The 24,443-nt window shown below is 48.9% G+C and carries 16 protein-coding genes; 2 read left to right on the top strand and 14 right to left on the bottom strand.

What is annotated here, in order from left to right; translation table 11 throughout:
• Positions 1–1,038 (bottom strand): TerC/Alx family metal homeostasis membrane protein, encoded by a 1,038-nt coding sequence (locus tag AC07WB_RS05260; protein ID WP_494940148.1) that lies wholly within the window; start codon positions 1,036–1,038, stop codon positions 1–3.
• A gap of 340 nt (positions 1,039–1,378) precedes the next feature.
• Entirely contained in the window at positions 1,379–2,149 is a 771-nt protein-coding gene (locus AC07WB_RS05255) for a response regulator (protein ID WP_320204457.1), read from the bottom strand.
• 142 nt (positions 2,150–2,291) lie between these two features.
• Between AC07WB_RS05255 and AC07WB_RS05250 the strand changes: the two genes are divergently transcribed.
• Together AC07WB_RS05250 and AC07WB_RS05245 are read left to right on the top strand one after the other, a co-directional pair.
• On the top strand, positions 2,292–5,177 hold the full coding sequence (locus tag AC07WB_RS05250; protein ID WP_494940147.1) for a response regulator: 2,886 nt from the start codon (positions 2,292–2,294) through the stop codon (positions 5,175–5,177).
• Positions 5,178–5,218: 41 nt separating this feature from the next.
• Entirely contained in the window at positions 5,219–5,839 is a 621-nt protein-coding gene (locus AC07WB_RS05245; protein WP_494940146.1) for a response regulator transcription factor, read from the top strand.
• Between the two features lie 72 nt (positions 5,840–5,911).
• Here AC07WB_RS05245 and AC07WB_RS05240 read toward each other — a convergent pair whose 3' ends face one another.
• The 12 genes from AC07WB_RS05240 to tssK all read right to left on the bottom strand — a co-directional run bounded on the left by AC07WB_RS05240 (position 5,912) and on the right by tssK (position 24,443).
• On the bottom strand, positions 5,912–9,541 hold the full coding sequence (locus AC07WB_RS05240) for an ATP-binding protein (protein WP_494940145.1): 3,630 nt from the start codon (positions 9,539–9,541) through the stop codon (positions 5,912–5,914).
• An 11-nt stretch (positions 9,542–9,552) separates the two neighbouring features.
• A complete protein-coding gene (locus tag AC07WB_RS05235; RefSeq protein WP_097094623.1) occupies positions 9,553–10,179 on the bottom strand; it encodes a response regulator transcription factor in 627 nt (208 codons plus the stop codon).
• Between the two features lie 825 nt (positions 10,180–11,004).
• Positions 11,005–11,622 (bottom strand): hypothetical protein, encoded by a 618-nt coding sequence (locus AC07WB_RS05230; protein ID WP_494940144.1) that lies wholly within the window; start codon positions 11,620–11,622, stop codon positions 11,005–11,007.
• A 17-nt stretch (positions 11,623–11,639) separates the two neighbouring features.
• Positions 11,640–12,131 carry a type VI secretion system baseplate subunit TssE gene (locus AC07WB_RS05225; protein WP_097094625.1) on the bottom strand — a complete coding sequence of 164 codons (492 nt, stop codon included), beginning with the start codon at positions 12,129–12,131 and terminating at the stop codon, positions 11,640–11,642.
• 15 nt (positions 12,132–12,146) lie between these two features.
• On the bottom strand, positions 12,147–12,944 hold the full coding sequence (locus tag AC07WB_RS05220; protein WP_494940143.1) for a type VI secretion system accessory protein TagJ: 798 nt from the start codon (positions 12,942–12,944) through the stop codon (positions 12,147–12,149).
• Between the two features lie 18 nt (positions 12,945–12,962).
• On the bottom strand, positions 12,963–13,769 hold the full coding sequence (locus AC07WB_RS05215) for a TagK domain-containing protein (RefSeq protein WP_345827108.1): 807 nt from the start codon (positions 13,767–13,769) through the stop codon (positions 12,963–12,965).
• Between the two features lies 1 nt (position 13,770).
• Complete coding sequence (locus AC07WB_RS05210) at positions 13,771–14,034, bottom strand: PAAR domain-containing protein (RefSeq protein ID WP_097094628.1); 264 nt, start codon at positions 14,032–14,034, stop codon at positions 13,771–13,773.
• A gap of 78 nt (positions 14,035–14,112) precedes the next feature.
• Positions 14,113–17,178, bottom strand: a complete 3,066-nt coding sequence (locus AC07WB_RS05205) for a type VI secretion system Vgr family protein (protein ID WP_494941053.1) — start codon at positions 17,176–17,178, stop codon at positions 14,113–14,115.
• Between the two features lie 76 nt (positions 17,179–17,254).
• The gene (locus AC07WB_RS05200) at positions 17,255–17,944 is read right to left on the bottom strand and encodes a hypothetical protein (RefSeq protein WP_494940142.1); all 690 of its coding nucleotides are present in this window, start codon (positions 17,942–17,944) and stop codon (positions 17,255–17,257) included.
• 13 nt (positions 17,945–17,957) lie between these two features.
• Positions 17,958–21,725 (bottom strand): type VI secretion system membrane subunit TssM, encoded by a 3,768-nt coding sequence (tssM, locus tag AC07WB_RS05195; RefSeq protein WP_097094630.1) that lies wholly within the window; start codon positions 21,723–21,725, stop codon positions 17,958–17,960.
• A gap of 10 nt (positions 21,726–21,735) precedes the next feature.
• Entirely contained in the window at positions 21,736–23,097 is a 1,362-nt protein-coding gene (gene tssL, locus AC07WB_RS05190) for a type VI secretion system protein TssL, long form (protein ID WP_494940141.1), read from the bottom strand.
• Positions 23,097–24,443, bottom strand: coding sequence for a type VI secretion system baseplate subunit TssK (tssK, locus tag AC07WB_RS05185; RefSeq protein ID WP_097094632.1), 1,347 nt, complete (start codon positions 24,441–24,443; stop codon positions 23,097–23,099). The genes tssL and tssK overlap by 1 nt, the downstream gene beginning before the upstream one ends.

Genomic DNA, 24,443 nt, shown 5'->3' with positions numbered 1-24,443 from the left:
TCAGTGACTTTCTTTTTCCTCGGCTTTAGCCGGGAACATGACGCTAAGCACAATTCCCACCGCAAGCACGCCCAGTACGACAAACAGGCTGGCGTTGGCAGAGAGACTATAGCCATGGTGCCAGAGATGATCGCTGGCGTTGAGCCCCAGTTTCACCGCAATGAAAAACAGCAGCACGATAACGGCTTTTTCAAGATGAACCAGATACTGCTTCAAGGCTTCGAGCACAAAGTAGAGGGTGCGCAAGCCAAGAATGGCGAACATCATGGCGCTGTAGACGATCAGCGGTTCGCGACTAACCGCGATGATGGCAGGAACGGAATCGAAGGCGAACATCACATCAGAGAGCTCAACTACTGCCACACACAGCATTAACGGCGTGGCATACAGTGCCGCTTTCTTTCCGCGTCCAATCACCACGTTGTGGTTTTCTGGCTTTTGCAACTCAGCATCGATTGTTTTTTGATGAAGCAGGAAAGCGTTGCCGTGCATTTTAGGCCAGATGGGAAAGAAGCGCTTAACCAGGCGGTAGGCCAAATGCTGTGAGTAATCCTCGATCTCATCACTGTCGCCGCCGCTTTTTAGCATCATCACCGCCGTCCAGGCAACAATCACTGCAAACACAAGCTCGACGTAGGGGCCAAGGCTTAGCAATCCGGTACCAATCGCAACAAAGATGCCACGAAAAACAATCGCACCAATAACGCCCCAATAGAGCACGCGATGACGATAGCGATCCGGTATGGCAAACCAGGAGAAAATCGCCATCATCACGAACAGATTATCGACCGATAGCACTTTCTCCAGCGCGTAGCCGGTTATAAACAGGCTGGCAACTTCGGCACCGTGATGAAGATAGAGGAAAGCGGCGAAGGTCATGGCGACAACCACCCAAAATACAGACCATAATGCCGCGCTCTTCAGCGTAATGGGCTTGTCTTTACGATGCATGAACAGGTCGATAAAAATAGCCCCAACGGACAGTGCGAGAAAAACAATCACTGTCTCTGGTGGGAATCCAATGTGCGTAGATACCATGAGTAACCCTTAGAAGACCAAAAACTTATCGGCCAAATTCTACAGGATAAAAGCCCAGAGTAATGGCAATTTCACGCAGCGCATTTTGCCGCGTGTGATAGCAAAAATCAGCACTGCGAAAATGATCTGCCGCTCATGATAGCGGAAGGAGACGCTAATGGCCTCGCTGAACTGAAAGCGTGCAAAGAAAACACACGACTTTAATTATTCGTGCAGAAGCCGAAAGCTTGCTGTGAAGTGAGAGCGTTACTTTTTTGAATTAATTAATCCAACCAAAAACTCGCGGAGCACCTTAAAAACATGGCGGTGAGTTATAGTAACTTTCAGTAAAACTCAAGAGTCATTTAAATAACTCGTCGTGAATTTTAAAAAGCTCGGGATCTGAATTGATACCCAATTTCTTCATGCCAGCCTGCTTATGGCCGCTGATGGTTTTGCGGCTTCGCTTTAATTTTTTTGCAATTTCCAGCACGGTCATGCCGTTCAGAAAACAGTAAATAACCTCTGCTTCGCGTGGGGTTAGGAGTAAATTCAGACGCTCACGCATCGGTAGCGAGGGCTTATCGTCGTTTGTTAGCCCAGCGGCGCGCCGTTTACAACCCGACAGTTGTGATAATTCTACGTCAAGATCAGTGGGAATGTAGAGCTTATTTGCAGCAAGCGTTCGTATCGCTTCGAAAAAATTGGCACTCTCCTCTCGCTTGTTAATGTACCCCCTTACACCAAGCTGAAAAGCCGCACGGATAAGCGCCAGTGTTTCCACAGAAGAAGCCATCAGAATGCGCATATCCGGGTAATGGGCAAGAATCTTACGGATCAGAGAAAGGCCATCCAATTCGCCTTCATTCAAAATATAGTCAAGCACCAGAACATCTGGCTTTTCAACCAAAAGTGAATTCATTAATTCGCTGCTGCTGCTGAAACAGCCCAGCACAACGATATCTGGATGCTGACATGCCATATATTCGAACGAATAACGTATCATCGGATGATCATCCAAGAGAATGACAGAAATCTTGGTGGGTATAATGGAGTATTTCATTGGTTTCACACACATCAGCTTCTGTAATGCGTTCAGATGATACCGATAACCCTGATAATCCGTGCTCATCCTATGCTTATGCATTTGTAAGTAATGACTTACACTTTTCAGCAGATAATGTAAACAAGACTAACCTTGGAGGTTTATTCATCAATAATAGGCAAAATAATAAATACAAATTCGCTTAAAAAGTAATGCCTGCATCCTAAACATGAAATTCATTGCACCGATAATCTCTTTGTTGCTACTGTTTCTTCCTTTTATGCTCATTGCAACTCCCCAAACGCTGCAGCTATTACCTCGCATGAAAGTCGATCCCCCTATAGTGGAATTTTCTCCCAAGGTGAGCACCTGGCTGAAAATACATCCGGTAATTAATGTCGGCGTGTGGGGAATGTCGCCTCCTCCGCTCAGTTTTGGTATCGAACGTGGCGTACTGACTGGAATAGATGCGGATTATCTGCAGGTCCTGGAAAATGCGCTGAAAGTCCATTTTCGTCTGCAGTACTATGAAGACAAAGAGCAGGCGTTGGCGGCATTAAGTAAAGGGGCAATTACTCTGCTGGCAGTGTGGAATCCGGCAATTAATAATTGGCAGGATGTGAGATCATCATTGCCATGGTTATACGATTACAATGTTCTAATAACCGCTGCTAATAATGAGTTGAACTCACAAACGTTAAAAGAGGATATTCTGGCAAAGCTTGATAACGTCGCCGTTGTGCCTCAGGATTTGCCCGTGAGTTCGCCATTCCCCTTTAAAAATGATCATCACGTTGCTAACGATGTCCTTCCCGGCCAAACCAGCAGCTTGCTGATTAATCCTGCTCCAGCCCATATTCTGACCCGAAATCAGCAGGCCGATCATATTTGGCTAGTGCCCCATCCTCTGCAGAGTGACACTAATTTTAGCTTTGGCGTGAATAAGGCTTCACCCGAACTATTGGCTGCAATTAATGAAGTTTTGCAGCACTTACCGGCCGCTAGCCGCTTACGTATTGCACAGGGCTGGGGACTGGGCGATATCCCATCACCTATTCCCAGCCAGCTTGGGCTAACGAAACCCATGCAAGATTGGCTGCAATCCCATCCAAAAATGATCGTCATCGTCGATTCACGCCGTGCCCCCTTTAGCTACGTGAATGCTCATGGGCAACCCGATGGTTTGGCCATCGGTATATTACGGTTTTTTACTGAGCACTACGGCCTGAAGTTTGACTACAAAATCGTACATAGCGATCGTGAAAAGACCAAGCTAATAAAGCGCCATCCTGAAGCCATTATTGCCGGTGAGCTTACCCTTCCCGATGACCAGGATACGGCGACATTATCACCGCAACACAGTACGCCATGGTTAATGACACCCGCTGTATTGTTGATGAAAACGGATATTATGCGCCCCAGTTCATTGCACGACCTGAGTGGTGAACATATTGCATTGCCGCATTACAGTCCTTTGCGCCCCTGGCTTGAGACCTGGTTTCCACTGCTGCAATTAGAATTGAGCGATAGCACAGCACAGGCAATGGCCTGGCTAGAAGAGGGCAAGGTAAGGGGCGTCATTACCAATCAATTTACCGCACACTATTATCGCTACCGCCAGCATGGCGAGCGCTTTTCACTGGTACTGCCAATCAGAGCGCTAAATGCCAGCTTTGCCGTTGCAGACAGTGATTCTATGGTTCTTTCTATTCTCGATCTTGCGCTGCAGCAAACCCCGCCAATCACTTTTCTTGAGATGGCACAGCGCTGGCGCAACGTATCACGACCGTTAAATGACGATTCAAACTGGTCTCCCTCGTTTGGCTTATTGCAAATCATTTTTAGCGCGGTGCTGCTGACAGCGCTGGCCGCAGCGCTATGGATCGGTTATCTGCGCCAAAGACTGCGCGAACTAGTCAGGAATTTGCACGGCCGGCAAACCTTGATTGAACAGTTGCAATCCGCGCGCGAAGAGAATGTGAAAATCGTCAAATCTCACGGTGTATTTATGAAGAGTATGGGCCACGAGGTGCGAACACCGCTAAATTCACTGTTGGGTTTGTTGGAAGTAGAGCTGACAAGATATCAGGATAAAGGCCAGCATAATGAAAATCTGCAGGCTGCTTATGAGTCGGCCTGTTCGCTACAAATGCTAACCAGTGATGTATTCGATATTTTCCGCGCCGAAAATGATGATTTCGAACCTGCCCCGCGTGTTGTCAACCTGCCCTCGCTGGTTAACAGCACGGTTGCACTTTATCGCCAGCAAGCCGAAGAAAAGGGTCTGAAAATCAGTACCGATGTTGAAACCAGCACGCCGCTGGTTGAGTGCGATCCATTGCTGGTAATACGTATGCTCTCCAGTCTGCTGCGTAATGCCATCAAACATACAACACAGGGCGAAATAAAAGTGCTGCTGTGTCAGCTGACAGAACCGGTTGAGGGGCGAGTTTGTATGGTGCTGGAAGTGGGAGATCAGGGAAACGGTCAGCCCGAACATTTCACCCTCACCCACTCACCGGCCACTTCCGAGCAGGTAGCAGCGTGGGCTGAGTCGGGCTTTAGTCTTGCCGACTGTCAGCTTCTGGCGCAGAGCGCAGGTGCAACGCTCAGTATCGATCGTAATGATCAAGGTGGGACACTCGTCTCATTACAATTTTGTGCTGCTTCAGTCAGCCTAACCTCCTCTCAACCGTTGGTATTGCCGGCTAAGCCAGGCCTGATCTTGATTGTGGATGACTACCCTCCCGCCTGCATGCTTCTAAGGCAGCAGTTGAATAAGTTGGGATATAGCGTGCTGGCCGCCAGCAATGGCCGTGATGGGCTAGCGCTGTGGCAGCAGCATCGTCAAAAAATAAAGGCGGTTATCACCGATTGTACAATGCCAGAAATGGATGGTTTCACGCTAACTCAGGCGATTCGCCAGCGGGAGAGTGAAAGCACACGCTTACCTTTAGCCATATTTGGACTGACAGCCATGAGCCTGCAAGATGCTGAGCAAGCCTGCCTGGCCGCAGGCATGAATGCCTGTCTCACCAAACCCATTTCAGTAGAACAAATTAAGTCGTTATTAACACCACTATCCGAGGGGCTTGTCGATGCCACGACTTATTAAAATCGCACTTCATTTTTTAATATTGCAAGGAGGTCTCACCGATGAAAATAATCATTTATGATGGTCACCCACTGATGCGTGATGGACTCAAACGATTGATCACCGATCGGGGAGATGTGGTGGTAACGGCTACCTCCGACGCGGATCAATTGCTTGCCGCCGCGTATTCAGGCGAAGCTGATTTATTGTTGATCGACCCGGTCACGCTGCCTGCAACCGTGCTGGATAACCTGCGCCAACCGGGTGAGCGAGAAGACTATCTACGCTGTTTGGTTTACACCGCATCGGAAAGTGCAGCCTATCTCCTGCGCGGTGCAAGCGTTGCACTCCAGGGATGTCTGAGTAAAAAGTACTGCGCAGAAGCGCTGAACGAAGCGCTGGATGGATTGGCGAAAGGAAAATTGGTTTCATTGCCCCTCTCCTCGCTACAACCAGATAACAGCGATCGCAGACGTGCGGATAAGCGTTTACTGAATGGACTGACACGACGTGAGCTACAAATACTGCGTCAATTAGGTGCCGGAAAATCAAATAAAATGATTGCTGAAGAGATGGAACTGAGTAATAAAACTATCAGTACCTACAAACGCAATATAATGCATAAGATGAAAACCAGTAATTTCAGTGAGCTTATTGATTTTGCCCGACGCAATGGCTTTTAATCTTCCGCATAATGACGCCAACATTCTTACTCAGAAATGGTTAAAGATGCTGGCATTATTAAAAAAGCTATTTTAAAGATGTTCCTCTGAAACATCTGCCAATTTCTTCGCACTGTGTAAGCGAGTCAAATAATGTTCGAGGCGAATTATCAAGTTCCTGAGCATTGAATCCAGCATTTCACTATTTAAAGATTCATTACGACAATCAGCTTCAAGTTGCAAACACGCCTCCGCCAGGGCGTTTTGTCGAGCAATTCGCACACTACCGGTAATGCGGTGCGCCAGGTCAGCTATTTTGAACTTATCTTTCGGCAGCCTCAACCGCTTCATCTTAGTGAGATCTTCCTGCAGCGTGGTGACCATCAATTCAATCATGGTCGCTTCCATTTCTCGATCTGCTTTTTGCATTTCAACCTCTTTGGATTCCTGTATCAACGGCGGAAGTTCATCCCCCGATTGATGCAGATGCAGTGCGCGCGTCAGGCTGGTAATTGAGCAGGGTTTAAACAAACAACTGTCCATACCCGCTTCCAGACAGCGCTGCATCACTTCATGCATGGCACTGGCAGTAAAACCAATAATCCACGCACGTTTCCGGTTTAGTTCCTCTTCTGATTCACGCAAAATTCGCGTCAGTTGATAACCGTTCAGATTAGGCATGTTGCAATCGGTGATGATGATATCGAAAGTCTGCTTTTGCCATAGGTCCAGCGCTTGATAACCGTCTTCCGCGACCTCTGCCTCCTGGCCTAACCAGCTTAATTGACGAGCCAGTAACAACCGATTTGCAGCATTATCATCAACCACCAATATTCGCATCGCCGGCAGTTTCTTTTCCTGCTCACACTCAACTTCTTCTTCAATAGTGCTGTTTTCTTCACGCACGCGTGGCAGCGTCATGGTCGCACTGGCGCAGGTCCCCGCCCCTTTATCAGAACTGAGCGTAAGGGTTCCCCCCATATTTTCACAAATACTGCGACTGATATAGAGCCCAAGCCCAGTCCCGGAACGACGATTTTCAGCCTGACTGAACGGACGGAATAGATTTAATTGCTGGACCGGATCAATGCCAATTCCGCTATCCTGAACCTCGATGCGATAGTGCACCATATCGGTAGCTTCATCATGTGTCTGGTGGAGCGTTAGCGTCACGCCACCTAAATCAGTAAATTTAATCGCATTGCTTAATAGATTGGACAGCACTTGCTTAATACGCAGCGGATCCACCATTACGCGGATAAGGGGTTCTGAGGGGAAATGCTTGGTAAGGCTGATATTTTTATCCAGAGCCAGCCCCTGAAATACCTTCATCAAATTGTCTATCAATTTTCCCAGATGCACGGGTTCCGGATGATATTCCAGATGTCCGCCTTCAATACGCGACAGATCGAGAATATCACCAATCAAACCCACCAGACTTTCGGCCGATTCATACGCAACCTCTAACGCCTGTAAATCATGTTCGTCACGGCGACCCTTTTTGAGCGCCATATCCAGCATGCCAATAATCGCGTTCATCGGCGTGCGGATTTCATGGCTCATGGTAGAGAGAAACACGGACTTGGCGCGATTTGAATCTTCTGCTCGCTGTTTAGCTTCGCGAAGTTCTGCGAACAGTGCCTCACGTTCAGAGATATCAAGCCATCCTCCGATAATACCGATCACCTCACCCTTACTATTGTGATAGGGCTGGATCCACTGATAAACAGTGATGCCAATGGAGCTATTCGGGTTATCCCACAAGTCGTAACGGCGATCTTCGAATATCGGCTTATTACTCGCAATCACCTCCATCATTTGATGATGATAAAAGGCGGCTTGTTCAGTCGTACGTAAGCCCGGATGTTCTTTGATGGTTTTTCCCAGCGCTTCTTCATAGGCCACGCCGGTTTCAATCAGATAGCGCTCATTACAGTAGGTCAGGCGTCCTTCCCGATCGCGTAACGACACCGGAAAAGGCATGCTGGTCACAAGACTCTCCAGTTGCCCCAGCTGATCATTCAACTGGCGACGGAGCGCCGCTTTGCGGCGTATCACAAGGCGTAAATAGTAAGCCCAGCTCGCCAGCAAAATCATCATGATGCCGCCCCCAATGGCACAGGTAAAAATTACAGGGCGAAAGCGTGTCCATGTGGTGTCCACAACCACCAGATCGCTGGGGCGCCAGCGGTTGGCCATATTTTCCAGTTCAACGGGAGGAATGGACAGCAGAACCTTGTTAAGCACATCGCGTAGCTCCGGGTCAGCCCGGCCAATAGCAAAAGCCAGCCACACAGGATGATCGTGAAGCGTGCCAACGATTTTTAGCTTGGAGCCGTAAGTCGTTTTAATCTGGTACTCTGCCATTGAAAGAACATTAGTCGCAGCATCCGCTTTTCCGTCCAGAACACTTTGCAGCATCTCCTGTCCGTTCTCGAGCTCCAGAATGTTGATTTCTGGATAACGCTTACGCAGCATATCCTCTACCGCCGACCCTTCGAGAATAGCCAGCGTTTTACCGCGTAAATCTGGCAAGGCGCGAATGTCATTTCGATCGCCACGGACGACCAGCGCATAAGGAGTACGCAAATAAGGGCGGGTGAGCAAAATTTGCTTATCCCGCTCAACGCTACTTGAAAGCGTGGTGATCATATCGACAGCTGAGGTATTGACCAGTTTCATCATTTCACTGGTGGTATCGACGGCTTCGAAACTAAAACGCATACCGGTTTGAACGCCCACGACCGTAAGCAAATCGCCTACCATGCCACGTAAAATACCGTTGCCATCAATAAATGAGATCGGGGCTGTCATATTGCCGCTGTAAAGCGCAACTTTGACGATAGGGTGCGCTTTCATCCATGCTCGCTCAGCGAGAGTAAACTGCAGCGGCTGGTTCCAGTAATCAAAGCTGCTTAAATCAGGGCGCCACTGTCGCAGCAGCTCAAGAGATTCATATTCCGAGACGCTATCAAGCGCTTTGTTCATTAAAGCCAGCAGCTGAGGGTTACGACGACTCAGGGCAAAACTGATTTCTTTGGTGGGAATAGAGTTAAAACGGGTGATATTCAAATCACTCAGTAAATTACGATTGAGAGCATACCGATTCCCAAGAAATGCTCTGGCTTGACCGAAATTTACGGCATTAAGCGCATCCTGAAAATTATCGTAGAGACGGAAATTGGCCTTCGGATAGAAACCTTGTACCTCTTCAAGTGGCAAATAATCACGCACCATCGCGACACTAACGCCGGCCAGATCGTCTGGCAATGGCAGCCCGTCTACCCGCTCAATGGCCAGGATCGGCTTTTCAGTGGCATAAGGCTTCGTCAGCACAAAATTACCGTGGCTATTAAAGAGGCTAACTGAAGGAAGAAAATCAATTTTTCCTTCAGCTAGCGCATTCCATGCCTGCTCTCTGGTTTCAAACATCTCGACCCGCAATGGCAGACCCAATTGGTGCTCTACAATGGCGGCATAATCAGCACTCAATCCTTCGTATTCGCCTATCGGATTACTCATACCAAACGGCGGAAGATCGTAACGAAAGATGCCCATCACCAACTGCTGTTTGTGCAATAGCCAGGCCTGTTCAGTAGTTGAAAAACTAAGCGGCTTCAGCTCCTGCAGGGGGGCACGCGCGAGTAACTTATAATCATGTGCTGCCAGCGGCATGCTGGACAAGAGGAGCAAGAAGGCGAAGAGTAGGCAAAAGGTACGCATTTGTCCGTCGTTTACAGCAATTCATTACGTCGGGCAAAATCAATCAATTCAATCAGCGTCTGCGCATTCAGCTTCTGCTTCAGGCGATGCTTATAGGTACTAATGGTCTTTTCACTGAGTAACAACTGGTCACCAATCTGCTTATTACCCAAGCCTTTAGCAATAAGGATCAGCACACTGAGCTCACGATCGGAGAGATCGCCCAAGAGTTTATTATCATCGCCAGCACCTGCTGGTAAAAGTGGCGAGTACTGGTCATAACGAGGAAAATAGCTGTAGCCACGCATGACGACGCGAATAGCGTCAGTGAGCTCACTAAGATCATCTGTTTTTGTTACAAAACCATCGGCTCCAGCTTGTTGGCAGCGCTGAGCAAAATGCGCACTAGCCTGTGAGGTCAACACCAGAATCTTGAGCGGCAGCGCAAGTGAGCGCAAACGTTCCAAAACTTGCAGCCCATCTATTTTAGGTAAGCCAATATCCAGCAGCACTAAGTCAGGTGAGAGGTCGCGTGTTTTTTGTACAGCATCCACGCCGTTATCGGTCTCACCAACCACAATCATCTCGGTACGCTCCAGTAGCATTTTCACTGCGAACCGAATCACAGGATGATCGTCAACGATGATCACTTTTTTCATTTTCGTCAGATGTCCTGGAAAATAGGGTTAAAAATCACGAACGTAACGCCGTACAGAGGCTGGCTAAGATAGCGGTTCAATACAGATGAATCTGTAGGAGATTGCTTATCCTGTTGCCAGTCAGTACGACTCGCCATTACATAGCGACTTAAATTACGGGGCTTTTTAATCCTAAGGTAAAAAAATAAACCCCAAGACCTTTCGCAACTTTTTCGGATAAAAATCGGCAATTAAACGGACATAACTAAAGCCACTCCAGGGTTATCTGCATTAGCTAAATCACTGTTTAGAAAAAGTATCTGTGAATGCCGATGGCAATTAAGCGGTAGCCTTGTGTGAGGAGGGTAAAATCCATGCTTTCCTAAACGTCCGAGCACTTGATTCGCTAAGCGCTTGCACACTAACGTTATACTTTGCCGCTCATAATCGCTCTTTGCGCCAATGATTTTTTCAACAAATATATTACTGATTTGCAGAAGACTGTTTGAGATTACCGCTTTTCGAGCACAGAACAACGGATATGCCACAGGCAGTAACCATGGAGATGAACGGCATAATTATTGATTTAAAACAATGATTTAATTTTTACGAGACGTTATTTCCCGCCAGTAAATTAGCGCTACATTTTTTGGAAAATTACTATGTGGATAATAAAAGCCCCGACGGAGAGCCGGGGCAAGAGGTAAATCGTTCTTTTTTATATTTATAGGCTTGTAGTTATCACCGGGATGGTAATTTTTGCTACGTGATACAAGGTACGGTATTTTTTATAAAAATAATGTCAGCAAATGACGGTAGCTGTGTCAGAAAATACTCACTCCTGCTTTATTCTTTTTCTTCTTCAATCCTTTTCTTGCTGAAAACAAAGCGTTCAGCTTGCTGTTTTTCGTACTCCCAATCGTGCATTGATAAACCAGCGAATTCAAAGCCAATCATATGGACATCGGGACCGGCAATAAGTAACTGAAGATAATGATTGAGAATATAAAGTAAGGTATATCCTGAGGAGGCCATTTTACCCCCTGAAACATAGGGGATAAAATCCGTACAGAAAACAGCGTCGAAGGGATCCAGGAATTTTACATTATCGACATTCAAAAAATCATAATAATCAGAGAGAGCGAAGTATCGAAGGCGACCTTCTTCTCTATTCAGAGGGCTGTGATGACCATGAAAAAGAGGTTGTGCGGAGAACTGACGACGAATAACCACCGTGTCTCCAGTATGTTGCGCCACTATTTCATGGTTAAAATAATTAAATACAATAAGCAGGTCCTGAGAACCGGTAACAATGTGTTCAGAACGTACCTTTGAAGAGTTAGCGATAACAAATATATTCTTATATTTTGGCACTACCTCCATCCAATCAAAGAAGTAATTTATTTTCTCCATAACACTTTTGCATTTAACAGGAGGTATGTTTTCTATGGTTTCTAATCTCATTATTTACCCCCCTTCCTTTAGACCAACTGTAAGTTAATGCTTTCCGTTTCAACTTCATAGCGAGCCCCTAAGCTTAAATCAAAGGGATGCGGTGACCATGCCACCAGTGCATGAATATTGAAACTGATTATCCCCTGCTTAATGGGAGATCGACGCTCCCCATTCAGACTGACAATAATACTTTCCGGAATGAGCCGGGGTTCAAAACGAATTAAAGCATCACGTATTAGATACTCGAGTCTCGTCCAGTTATGCGTATTGGTATAACTTCCTACTTGAGGTGACACGCCGTAGTTAATGACCGAACGTGCAACTTCACTATGTTTTGCAGGCTCGAGCTGAGGCTCAATATTTGCATTATTTAAAATTTCACTAATATTTTGCAGAATCAGCGTTTTCATCATCCGCTGATCGAAGTGAAATTTATCCCACGGCTCATCCACTCTTTTTGGCTCGTCATCGAGTAAACGCTCAAGCAGACAGGGTAAAAAGGGCTTTTTTTCTTTCATAAGATGACTGCCATATTAAATGCTAATTTCGCCCGCTTCAAACAGTGAGCATTCACCACTACTGCTTACCCACATTTTACGGCCCTGCCCGATATAACGGTCACTTTCGCTTTCCTGCCATTCCGTGCGAGAGCCAGTCAGTAAACTCACGTCACTTTCACTGTTAAGTGGATAGCGCGAAGGGATATAACCCTTATGCGTTTGACCTTTTACCACCACTGTAGCTGGAGCCCAGATCAGATCGGTTAGGCTGGTAGGCTTCTCAACGTTGAGCACTTCAATGTCAGAGAACGGTACCCAGCGATAGCCGCCAGCAAAGATGAACTCACACACTGGGCCCAGGCGGTCGTCACCATCGGCAATCCAATCAAATGTTTCTAATCCTTCACTTTTTCCTGACATGGCGGTAGCCGCTTCCAGCGCTCGGTGACGATACTCCTCACCCTTCGTGGCTTCTCCCTCGTGATAAAAGCCATTCGCTTTATTCAGCAGCTCACACCATTCAGGTAATGCATCCCCCAGATTGCCGGCCTCGCGTTGTCCTGCTAACACTAACTGACGCAAACGTTCACTGAGAATAAGATTTTTAAAAAGTTCACACTGGCGTTGAGTATCGTCATCGGTCTTCTCTACGATATCAAGCTGGCGTAGTGCGCGATCCCAATCAGCCTGTAAGCAATAAAGTTTGAACAGCCTCATGCGTAAATCACTGCTAGCTGGCTGTGATTTGACAGCAGCGACAGCCTGAGCAATGGCCTGAGGCAAACTATCAATGCCGGTAAATTCGTTATTAGTGTTAAAATTAATTTTCATTTCTCTTCCTGATTATTTCTACAAGTGGCTATCCAGCCCCATTTTATAAAGTTCGCGATACAGTAATTCTGAAACGACACGTTTTTCAATCTGCTTAAGATGTTCTGGTGCAATTTCTCGCAGTAGCTCAATCTTAATATCCTGCTCAGTTTCAAAAATATCATCGTGATCAATCATTAACTCTCTAAATACCCGCTCCATCATGACTTCTGCTTCGACGACACATTCGGAAACGGTCTTATTCTTAAGGCATTCGTTCACATTTAAGTTATCACTTAAACGCTCGCGCTTTGAATAGACATTCTTTTTCTCAACATCTCGCGGCGTGTGATGTTGCTCGCCCCATAAGAGATAATGCTTATATTCTTGCGTTAATGATTTTAGAGGATCAATTTCTTCAGCGTGATGATTCTCTTGCTTTGCATCATCACCATAAGGCGTGTAATGGCCGCCGTGGTTGATCAGTAACTCTAGCTCAGGAAGATCTCCCTCAGCCGGTAATAGGCTATTTGCCAGTTCATCTGCAGGTGGAGCGATGACTTGAAGAAGGTAATGCCCAATCTGTATTAGCATCCCTCCTCGTAGCAGGCGAGTTGTACCGTTTTCAAATGGCTGCCCGTCTATAAGGCAAACATAGTCATGGGCTTCAACACATAACATCAGTTGCTGCTGCTGAAGCCAGAAAATAACCTGATCTTCTTGTTCAACAGCTTGATCATTAAAGCCGCCTGTCGACGGGCTAAACCATACAGGGCTATCACGTTGATGGTGTTCATCTAACGTAATATCATTATGCAGCTCCGGCCAGATGATCTGAATCTGCATGTTAACCGCCGATCAAGACATTGCCTGAGCCACTCACAATCGTTGCTCCACAGGCTGTTGAGTCACTAATACGAGCCGCAGGTTGATTATTGATAAATACCGTACCAGAGCCTGAAGCGACGACTGTTGAACCATCAATGCTGCACACCGCATTACTTATTCCGACAGCTGCAGCCGGCAAGCTATTTATCATCACATTCCCTGAACCACTAATAATGCTACCACCATGACTTATTGAGTCACTTATCCGAGCTGCTGGTTTCATTTCACTATTCCTTTATTTCGCGCTCTATAAATGGGGGGAGAGTTCTCCCCCCAAGGTTTATCTACCTAACCAGTCCCATTACGGCTCTGGCGTCTGCGAATCCGTCGGCGTCGGCGTTGGCGTTGGCATCGGCGTGTCCGTCGGCGGCGGCGTGTCCGTCGGCGGCGGCGTATCCGTCGGCGGCGGCGTGTCCGTCGGCGGCGGCGTGTCCGTCGGCGGCGGCGTATCCGTCGGCGGCGGCGTGTCCGTCGGCGGCGGCGTGTCCGTCGGCGGCGGCGTGTCCGTCGGCGGCGGCGTGTCTGTCGGCGGCGGCGTGTCCGTCGGCGGCGGCGTGTCCGTCGGCGGCGGCGTGTCCGTCGGCGGCGGCGTGTCCGTCGGCGGCGGCGTGTCCGTCGGCGGCGGCGTGTCCGTCGGCTTCGGCGTATCCGTCGGCTTCGGCGTATCCGTCGGCGGCGGCGTGTCCGTTGGCGGCGGCGTGTCCGTCGGCGGCGGCGTGTCCGTCGGCGGCGGCGTATCCGTCGGCTTCGGCGTGTCCGTCGGCTTCGGCGTATCCGTCGGCTTCGGCGTGTCCGTCGGCTTCGGCGTATCCGTCGGCGGCGGCGTGTCCGTTGGCGGCGGCGTAATCGGCGGCCGCGTAATCGGCGGCTCTGTGATCGGCGGCTGCGTAATCGGCGGCTGCGTGATTGGTGGATCAATGATTGGCGGTGGTACCGGCGGATCAATAACAGGCGGCCATACAGGCAAGACTGGCAGTGGAATAGGTAAAGCCATGCCACCCATGATTGCTTTCGGTGACATCAGCCCGCCTACACCTTTAAGCCCTGCTAATGCGCTCAGCCCTAATCCACCGCCAACGGCACCGGCGGCGGCGGCAATGCCTGCACCGGCACAGCCCGCCCCATCACCTGGGTTAATCTGAACGATGCCCCCTTCAATGACCACGCGCGATTTACCAATAATTTTGACGGTATCACCCGACAGTATCAGCTCACCTAACGTACCCACGCTGACTATTGCACCACCAAACAGCGTGGCGGCGCCCCCAACGGAGGTCATCTGCGCACCACCGACGTTAATCAACTGCGCACCGCCAACGTTGGTCAGGATCGCCCCGCCTACGTTGGTATTAATGGCTCCGCCTACGTTGGTGATGATGGCGCCTTTTACATAATTTTTGACTGTGCAGGCGACGTTCTTTTCAACTGACCCGGTGATGTTGGTGATAACGGTGCCACCAATGTTGGTGTTAACGGCACCGCCAACATTGGTATTGTGCGCACCGCCAATATCCGTCTTAACTGCGCCGGCAACACTCGTTTTATGCATTCCTCCCACAATCATGTTGTAGCCAGAACCAATTTCCATGCTTGCCTGGCTACCGATCAATTTGGAGTAACTGCCCCCCACATTTTTGCTGTAATCGGCCCCAACGATGATGTCGCGATTAGCACCCACCTCAAGGTTGTAATTGGAACCGATAGCATAAGTGGCATTCGCACCTACGTTCTTGGTGTAATCCGTTCCCACCACCAGAGTGCGATTCTTACCGACGCTAATATCAGAATTAACACCGATGGTTTGCGTTTCATCATTCTTGGTCAGGCGATCCATGTCGCGTTCCGCCTGTTCCCAGTACAATTCCTGGCCAGGCTTATCTTCGAAACGCACACCGTTGTAATTACTTTTACCACCACCAATAGTGCGGCTGATAAGCCCACTTTGTGTAGCATTTACCGGAAGATCCCAGGGCGGCATGGTGACGTTGTTATACAAGCTACCGGTGATCATTGGACGATCGGGATCGCCATTGATAAAGTCCACCACCACTTCATGGCCGACGCGTGGAATATAAATACCACCGAAGCTATTACCTGCCCACGCCTGGCTAACGCGCAACCAGCAAGAGTCAGATTCACGGTTAATGCCGTAACGATCCCAGGTAAAACGCACTTTTACCCGGCCATATTCGTCGGTCCAGACTTCTTCACCTGGCGGTCCCACTACAATCGCGTTTTGCGGACCATAAGTACGTGGCTTTGGAACTATCTGGGGATGACGATAGATTTTTGTCGTCGGCTGCACGGTAAATTTGCAGTGAATACTGAACATATCTTTATTGGTGACTTCGTTGATCTCCTGGATGTCCAGTTCACTGGAGATCACCATATATTCGCGGTTGACTTTGTTGACCGGATAACCGACCAGCTCAAAATGCGTTCCGCAAACAATCCCTCTTAACTCGCCACTCCCGACCGCGCGTGAGCCCTTTGATCCACGCTCTTCGGTACGAATACGCGCTAACTGCTCACCAATAGCAGGTTGCTCGTAATCACCAGGCCAGTGGAATACCTCCATCTCATTGAAGCTGGTTTTTCTTGCTTTGACATCAATGGAAAGGATATCGGCGCGCGACTTAGTGAAGTCATAATCGTTGGTTACCCAGCGACCGCTGGTTAACATCTCCTGATGTTCAAATACAGAGATATACTCGGCATCGGCTTTAGGATTTTCAGGCTGATAATCAATAACATGGTAAGCTTCACTTGGGCTGGCTTTGTGTGCACCAACGTGATCCACCAGGATCAACTTATGCTTTTGGTCCTGATGTTCGTAGAACCAATAGATCCCCCACTCTTCCATCAGACGCTCAATAAAATTGAAGTCTGTCTCGCCATACTGGACCTGATAGTCCATCGTCGGATAACTGGTTGTCAGCCGCTTCTCATAAGAGAAGTGGTAGTCAGCCAGCACCTCATCGATAATATCGACCACTGATTTTTGTTGGAAAATTTTGTAGTCAGTGGTTAACGTGGTCAGCCATAGCCAGGGGCGGATAACAATCTCGAAAAGTGCCTGATTGGCATCGCGCCCTTTAAAGCGCGCTTTTTCTACCAATCCTGAAATCTCGCGTTGACCGCGTCCAATCCCGATGAGGTGATCGAGACCGTTTCCATCCAGTTCGATGAAGACGGTCATCTCTTTGCCAATTAACGCCTTGATATCCACATTCGAGGCAGATTGCCATGGAATAAGCGGATTTGCGGGCGTTTTTACCAGCAAGGTATAGCTGTATAAAGTGGAGAAGGTTTCTTCCCCCTTTATTCTATTCAGTACCAGAGCAGGTTCACCCAGTAACATGGGCATCGCTGGACTGCTTAGTGTTATCGTCCTAGACATAGTCATTCCTGATATCAGAAAAGTAACGTTGAGCGCGTTGCACTCAGGTCACCGGGTTAACAACTACTTTCCGTTGTGATTCAATTATTTTTCCATGCCTGTTCTGCCTCCAGAGCCAGAGAAACTCTGAATCCGAAACGCACTCAGGCCAACTCCTCCATGGCATGACATCAACACATCGTTTCCCTTCCAGCTCAAAATCCGCATCGCATCGCATGTCACTGAGGCGGGTATGAATGTATGAAAGCTGTGCTGAATTCGATAGTTTTGACCGCCAGCCGGAAGACAAACTCGATGCCACCAAATCACGGCAATCTGCCTCTATTTGTTCGCAAATATGGCGAGGGTTGTCATGTTGCGCTAGCGTGGACAGCGAGCGCATCATCCAAAACGGTAGACTGTCTTCTATTGTCAACAGCCGCACCATCTCTGAGGCCCGAAGCAATACGCAAACGCCATGTGGCGTTTCAGTGTTGTCATCGAATACAAGGGCACCGGTCAGATAATGATCCGCCGATATGCCATCTGCAGACATAACAAAGCACCATGGGTAACGACACAGTTCTGGTTGCGTTAATAACGAAGGTTCTGCAGGAGCAAGCGTCGAAATTAAAGAGGCAACTTCTGCCTTAACCCGCTGCATCTCTCCTTTTTTGCGTTGACTCTTTTCCCCGGAAAGTTCAGGCAAAAAACTCAGCAAATGCGCATGCTGCTTGCTGCGTTTCATCCACATATTTCCTCCCTTATCATCCCGGGCAGCGGAATCCGCGCAACATGCCCTGCAGATTCTGATTGCCATTACCCAGCCCACCAATTTCCAGCTCTACTGGCTTGCCACCCAGTGACCAGCGATAAATTCGACTGTCTGCACCCTGGCTCGTTACGCGTTCGGCGCTGTCCAGCCAATGCATAACCGACCATGCACCGTGGAATGTCAGATCTGGCAGTGCCGATGATGGGAGCCTCTGGCCGGTCATCGTAACGGAAGAGGTCAATCCACCTGATGGCCAGTGAAACGCCATCGGCATGACCGGGCCATGTGAGTAACGCAGCGTCTCTCCGCCAACGCTCAGCATCAGTTGCGCTATGTCCGGAGAGAGGTAGTGCACGCGGGTAGACAAATTCAATGACACTTTGCGTCCATCCGCGTCAAAGAATGCATCACGGACGGCGGCAGCTTGCTGGAAGAAGGAGAGTCCTTCACCGCCGCCATTGCCTTTATAGCGCCATGGGTAAGTTGATGTATCAACCTTGTCGGCCATGTTCTGTTTGAACCAGCTATCAACCACACCATCCACTGCAAAGAAGCGCTCAAAATCATTGAGTGATACCTCTTGCTGGCTTTTAGCAAAGGGATAGCGTCCTTGTAGCGTTTTACGACAAACCTGGCCAATGCCATTATCAATGGCTGTAACACTCAGTTTTACAATGCTCTTTTGGATGCTTTCATTGGAACGTCCCAGCAGAGGCATCAAAATCCCCTTCACTGGCTCAGGCCACGTCCGCGATTCCGCCGCCAGGCGGGAACTATCCATTCCCATAACCGGGATGTCACCCTCATCAAGCGCACTGCTGTAAACCACATAGCGGGTATACTGATCGGTGAGCAGATTCATCAGCCGGTTAAGCCCAACGGTTTGGTTCGGGTTATATCCCGTGCCGTCTTGATCGCCTTTCACGAAAAGTCGTAGTGAACTGAACGGAAAATCAACATATTGATGAATAAGCCGTTGTTCACGGAAATCGACACTGTCTTTTAATCGCGTAGCTTGCTGTACCAGTCGGCCGGTTCTCAGCTCAGTCTGCAAAGCTGTTTGCAGCGTTTTGTCCTTGGTTTCCGCCAGAGTCGTCTCACTGACGGCACGTTCAAGCAAACCGCGCAGTGGCGAATTATCTGCGACCAGAGTTCTTAACAGCGATACATCCATACTGAGATTCTGCTGTCCCCCCATCGGTATCAGACGAATACTCGAGAGGAATTGCTGCCACTGATGCGCATATTCCTGCAGATAAAGAATCAGTACCTCATCACGCAGCGTGAGAGGATTTACCACGCGCCCCGTCTTTCCCAGTACCCAACTATCCTCACGCTGTAAGCCGATCAACGACGTAGCGAGCTGCTTCTTTACCAGGTTTCGCCACCCGTCACGGGTGAAAATGCCGGGTACACCCTCAGGCTGATTTTCGATAGCATTTTGCTTAAAAATCATCGGCGCCTGAGGGTCAACCATCGCCTGCAGGGTGACACTTGGCGGTGCTACCAGCTGCAGTTTCTGCTTTAAATGCTGCCAAATTCTGGTGGTTTGCGGGATCTGCACCAGCATATCCCTGGCGCGCTTAACCAGCGGTTGATCGATTGGCGATGATTTTTCTCGCCATCCTTTCGAGGAGAAAAGAGCATTCAGATGACTGTCAAACGTCTCCTGTTCACCATAAGCATCGATCATGCCTGAGGCTTTCCATTGCTGGTTGATCTGGGCAATCAGGAAGCCGGCATCGGCATCTCCCTCACCATTCAGCATGAGGTAAAGCTTGAGCGCATCCCACGCAGCAAGCGGATCGTTATCGACTACGGCTTTGTTCAAAGAGATGGCTGCCTGCAACTGCAATTTTGGCAGCAACGCATTCTGTAAAAAGAAGGTGTAGAGTTTGTCCGCACGACGTTCAACGGTGGCAGGTGTGTAAAGACCATAGCGCCAGTTCAGTGGAGGATTACTGATATCCAGTCCCAAATACTGCTTCAATGCCAACGTGCTATACAGGACGCCCGGTAACAGCTGCTGTTCAGGATGATCAACATATTCAACAACTTTTTCAGTCAGTTGAGTCGTACGAACACCAATAGTCGCCAGATAATCGTCATTCAGGTGGAAACTGGTAACAATTCCCCATATCAGCCAGACAGCGAGCATCGTTGCCGCAAGATGGCCTGCGAAGTTCTGCAAGCGATCGCGCGTACGCATGCGCAGGCTGGAACTGACTAAATCACGATCGGCACTGATCACATCACTGAAAAGCTGACGCAGGAAGTAATGTTTTCCCCAGGGAGAGTTATCGATAACTCCGCCCTCTGCTTGTTGAAGACCATATGATGCTGCTGTTTCAGGATATTGATGTTCCACAACATTACGCCAGCGCTGAACAACCGTGTTGTTGTTGAGCAACCCCTTTTCGGCTGGCTGACAGCTACTCATAAAGTAGATGCCACGCAATGTGGTATTGAACTGTGTTTCGTCATAGCGCGATGACAGGAAAATATGCTGCAGCATTTCGGTCACGCCCTGCGCTAATAAACGAAAATCCTGCGGTACGGCATACATCTGTTTGCGATCGGTGACGTCATATTCTTCCAGCTGACGCTGGCAAAGCGTACTACCAAGACGGCTTTCCAACTGAGCCAGCGTTTCGCTGATCTGCTTACCCAGTTCGGCTCCGCTGTCGTGTGATTGACGTTCAAAGGGAAGCGTTACACCAAGAACCTGTTCACGCTCAATCGCTGTGAGATTACGGAAATAGGCGCTAAAACCGGTCAACATATCCATTCGGGTGATATTGACGTATACCGGAAAACGTAATCCCAGAGTTTCTCGCGCCTCGCTGAGCCTTGAGCGTAATGCCGCGGCGATACCGAGGCGCTCAGACTGAGTACGGTGCAAAATATCTTCAACCGAGAGCGTCACAACTACGCCATGAATACTGTGTTTAGGACGGTACTTTTTCAGTGCGCCTAAGATGCCACGCCACTCCTGCTGAACATGCTCTGCTTCCTGCAGATATTTACCTGAGGTATCCAGGAAAAGCGCGTCATTGGTGTAAAGGCACTCAATATTATCGGTAGAAGGATTTTCACGATCCTGACGATTCAGCTGTTCTGGCAATGGGAAATCGAGTCCCGATGAGAACAACATGGTTGTTTTACCGGCGTTTTTAGGTCCAATTATCATGAACCACGGTAAGCGTGTTTTACTGTCGCTGAAGCTGAAAAAACGGCGCCACAATGGCAAGGCACGATGAACACGCTGGGTATGTTTCACACCCGCTGCAATGATCTGCGTGATAGCGCTCATGTCTGGTTTAGCTTCTACCGCAGCTGACCTTTTACTCATCAGTGAGTTAAGTAACGCCGGGTTTACAGCCAGCGCCTGCAACAGCCGCCAAAGTCCATACAGCCCCGTCAATACCAGCAGCACCGCAATGACTGCACCGCGGTTTATATTGCTTTTGAGCGGGTAGTTTTCCCCAATCATGATATGGGGACCCAGAGTCCAAACCATCGCCATCGCAAAGAGCGAGAGATCTAAAAACAGTGGCAGACGATTCCAGCGCAGAAGCAGCATCACAAACAGCATCACCAACATAATGATGCGGTTTTCAGCACCCGCCCAAGGGGTAGCCTCACCAAAACCAAACCAGGGGCCGAGGTACCAAACCGCCGCCGCCAGCACGCAATAAACAGCGATCAGAGAAAAGCGTCTTAATCCTGTTCCTGAGAAAATTCGATTAAACACTGACATGTTTCATCCATTAATAATTAACTAATATTTCGACGCGACGGTTTTGTGCTCGTCCCTCAGGCGTGGCGTTACTGCCAACGGGCTGACTATCCCCTTTTCCTTCAACTCGAATATTTTCAGCAGGGATGCCGGCCTGTTGCAGCCATTGCGCCACACTGGCAGCGCGTTTTTCCGAGAGGACCTGATTACTCGGAAGGCCAGGCTTATTGATGGGTTGCGAGTCGGTGAAACCGACAATCAGCGTCTTGCCATTTACGCGATGGATCTCTTCAGCCACACGCTTGAGGATACTTTGCATGCTTTCCAGCACATCAAATGTGCCGGTTTTGAACATGCCGTCACCGCGGAATATCACCAGACTACGCTCAGGCGTTTCGTCCACAGTAACCAGCTTGCGGGCGATCTCTTCCTTAAGTAATTCGGCTAACCTTAGCTTTCCAACTGCCGGTTCTGGAGGCAGGGTTATGGGTGAACGTGCAGAAGCATCAATGCGAGTGACGATATCGCTAAGCGGGATCATCAAGTGATATTTGGCATAGATAAAACTACCGGCGATCAATACTCCGGCGACAAGCATGGAAATACGGACAGGAATATAAAACTGATAGCGTTTTTTGCCACTGCGCACCGGAACGCCTTGCGGTGACAGAGCCATGCCTCGGTCTTCCCGAGAGCTTTGTAATAGTGTCAATAGACGTTGGCGAATGCGATTAAGTTGGCGCTCACCGTTTTCAATAATGCTATAACGCCCCTCGAAGCCAAGGCCGAGAATAATCAACTGAACTTCAAGAACGTCGGCATATTCCTGAGGTGACATGGACAAGCGGCCCACCAGCAGGAAGAATTTTATGCCGCCATCGTTATCGCCTTCAAAGTGATTAAGCAGGTTGCCTTGCGACCAGTTAACATCTTTACTCCACGAACGCGCCAGAACGGCTTCGTCCAGTGCGGTACACATGCAATAGCGCACAATGGCCATTTTCTTCCAGGAAATATCTGCCTCATCGCAGACGACGCTGAAGAGAGTGATCTCTTTTTTCAGCGTCTCCTTCAGCAAATTAGCTTCATCTTTCCCGTTCACTTTTTCGGGCATTTCGCTTAACGCACGCAGTAATGGCTGCGCCGCTTCAAGTAATGGCAGGGACGCATTTTTAACGCGATTAACCCGCTCATGAATGCTTTCACTGCGCAGACGACTGCTGTCATAACGTTCATTTATTGCGTCATGATTTATCGCCGGATTGGTCTTGAAATCTGAAAAGCTGGTCGATTCATCGAGCAGGAAATGTCCCAACTCCTGGCCGTTACTATCGGTATCCGCCTGGTTATCAAAAAACGTGCTGTTCAGGTTAAAATTGTCATGCTCGCTCATTAGTCACGAATCCCCCACAGTTCCATTTTCAGGTCAGGGAAATCACCGGCAATGTGCAATGCAATAGCGCCGCTACTGGCAATGCGATCCCAGAATGGACCACTCTTAGCCAGTTCAAAGTAAACGTGGCCGGCGCTGTAGGGAATCTGACGCGGAGGGACAGGCAGAGGATGGATTTCCAGGCCAGGCAAGTGCGAACGTACCAGTTCATGCAATTGCTGCGGTGCACTGAATTTTGCCTGAGCCAGGTATTGATGCTGCAGAATATCCATAGGTAGCTGCGCAGATACCGCGACAACCAGATTACTGAAACCGCGCAGTTCATTTGGCAGCACATTCGCCGACCAGACACCGTTACCACGTGATTCCAGCGTGATCATTTGGCCCGCACGCACCAGAATCTGGTTGAGCTGTTCATGAATATCATCAACCAGGGGGCGGATAGAGGCATAAAGGCTAGCGTGCTTGTAGCCTGGCGCCGATCGTGGTCTGCGTGTTTTCACCCGTATAAAGGTAGAAAGTTCGCCCGCAAATTTGGCCAGTTCCTGGTAGAGCATGATGGGTGGTAACTCAGGAATGGTGCGCAGATGGTCGAGCAATGGCTCATATTTATTAAAGATTTGCAGTAAAAGATAATCAACGATTTCTGCACTCGCACTCGCTTTACCGTCACTGTTTGATAATCGCGTTGCCAACATTCCCGCACGCATTTTTACCAGACCGTTCAGATGCGTCAGCCATTCGCTGAGCAACTGGTTCGCGCCATAACCTGTCACGGGTGGGATGTAATCATCAACATGCAGTAATACGCTGCCATCAGGCTGGATAGCGCGTACGCGCGTCAGCGGTAATCCAATCCACGACTCCGTCATTTCGCTTTCTGACACCAAACGGAGGCGCAACTGCGCCAGCTGCACAGGTTTAGGTCCCTGGTGAATGGCATTGGTATCATTCAGCTCAGCTTCATTGCCGTAAAAACGCGCCAGAGAACCGCTATCGTACTCATCGAAAATAGTTTCATTACTATTATCCAGGCGTAGCGGCACGGCCAAATAAATCATCTTGCCAAGATGTTCAGGTGCGATAGTTAATGGCTGCGGCAGATCGGCATGTCCTGGAATATCAAATGGCGTACCATCCGGCAGAACACCGCTCGCAGCGCGGAGAACCAGTTTTCCATATGAAAGCGCTTCACGATCAATTTCATAAGCTGAAAAACCCCAAAAAAAGGGCGTAAGGGTGAGAGCTCGCTTATGAGAGTAATATTCCAGGTAACGCTCTTGCTGTTGAAAGAGTTGAGGGCGCAGAAAAAGACCTTCACTCCAGACGACTTTTTTTGTTCTCAT

The organism is Pantoea sp. GW821-FHT03E06, from assembly GCF_059420725.1.
The sequence above is the reverse complement of the archived record's forward strand: the minus strand, read 5'-3'. Positions and strand labels throughout refer to the sequence as shown.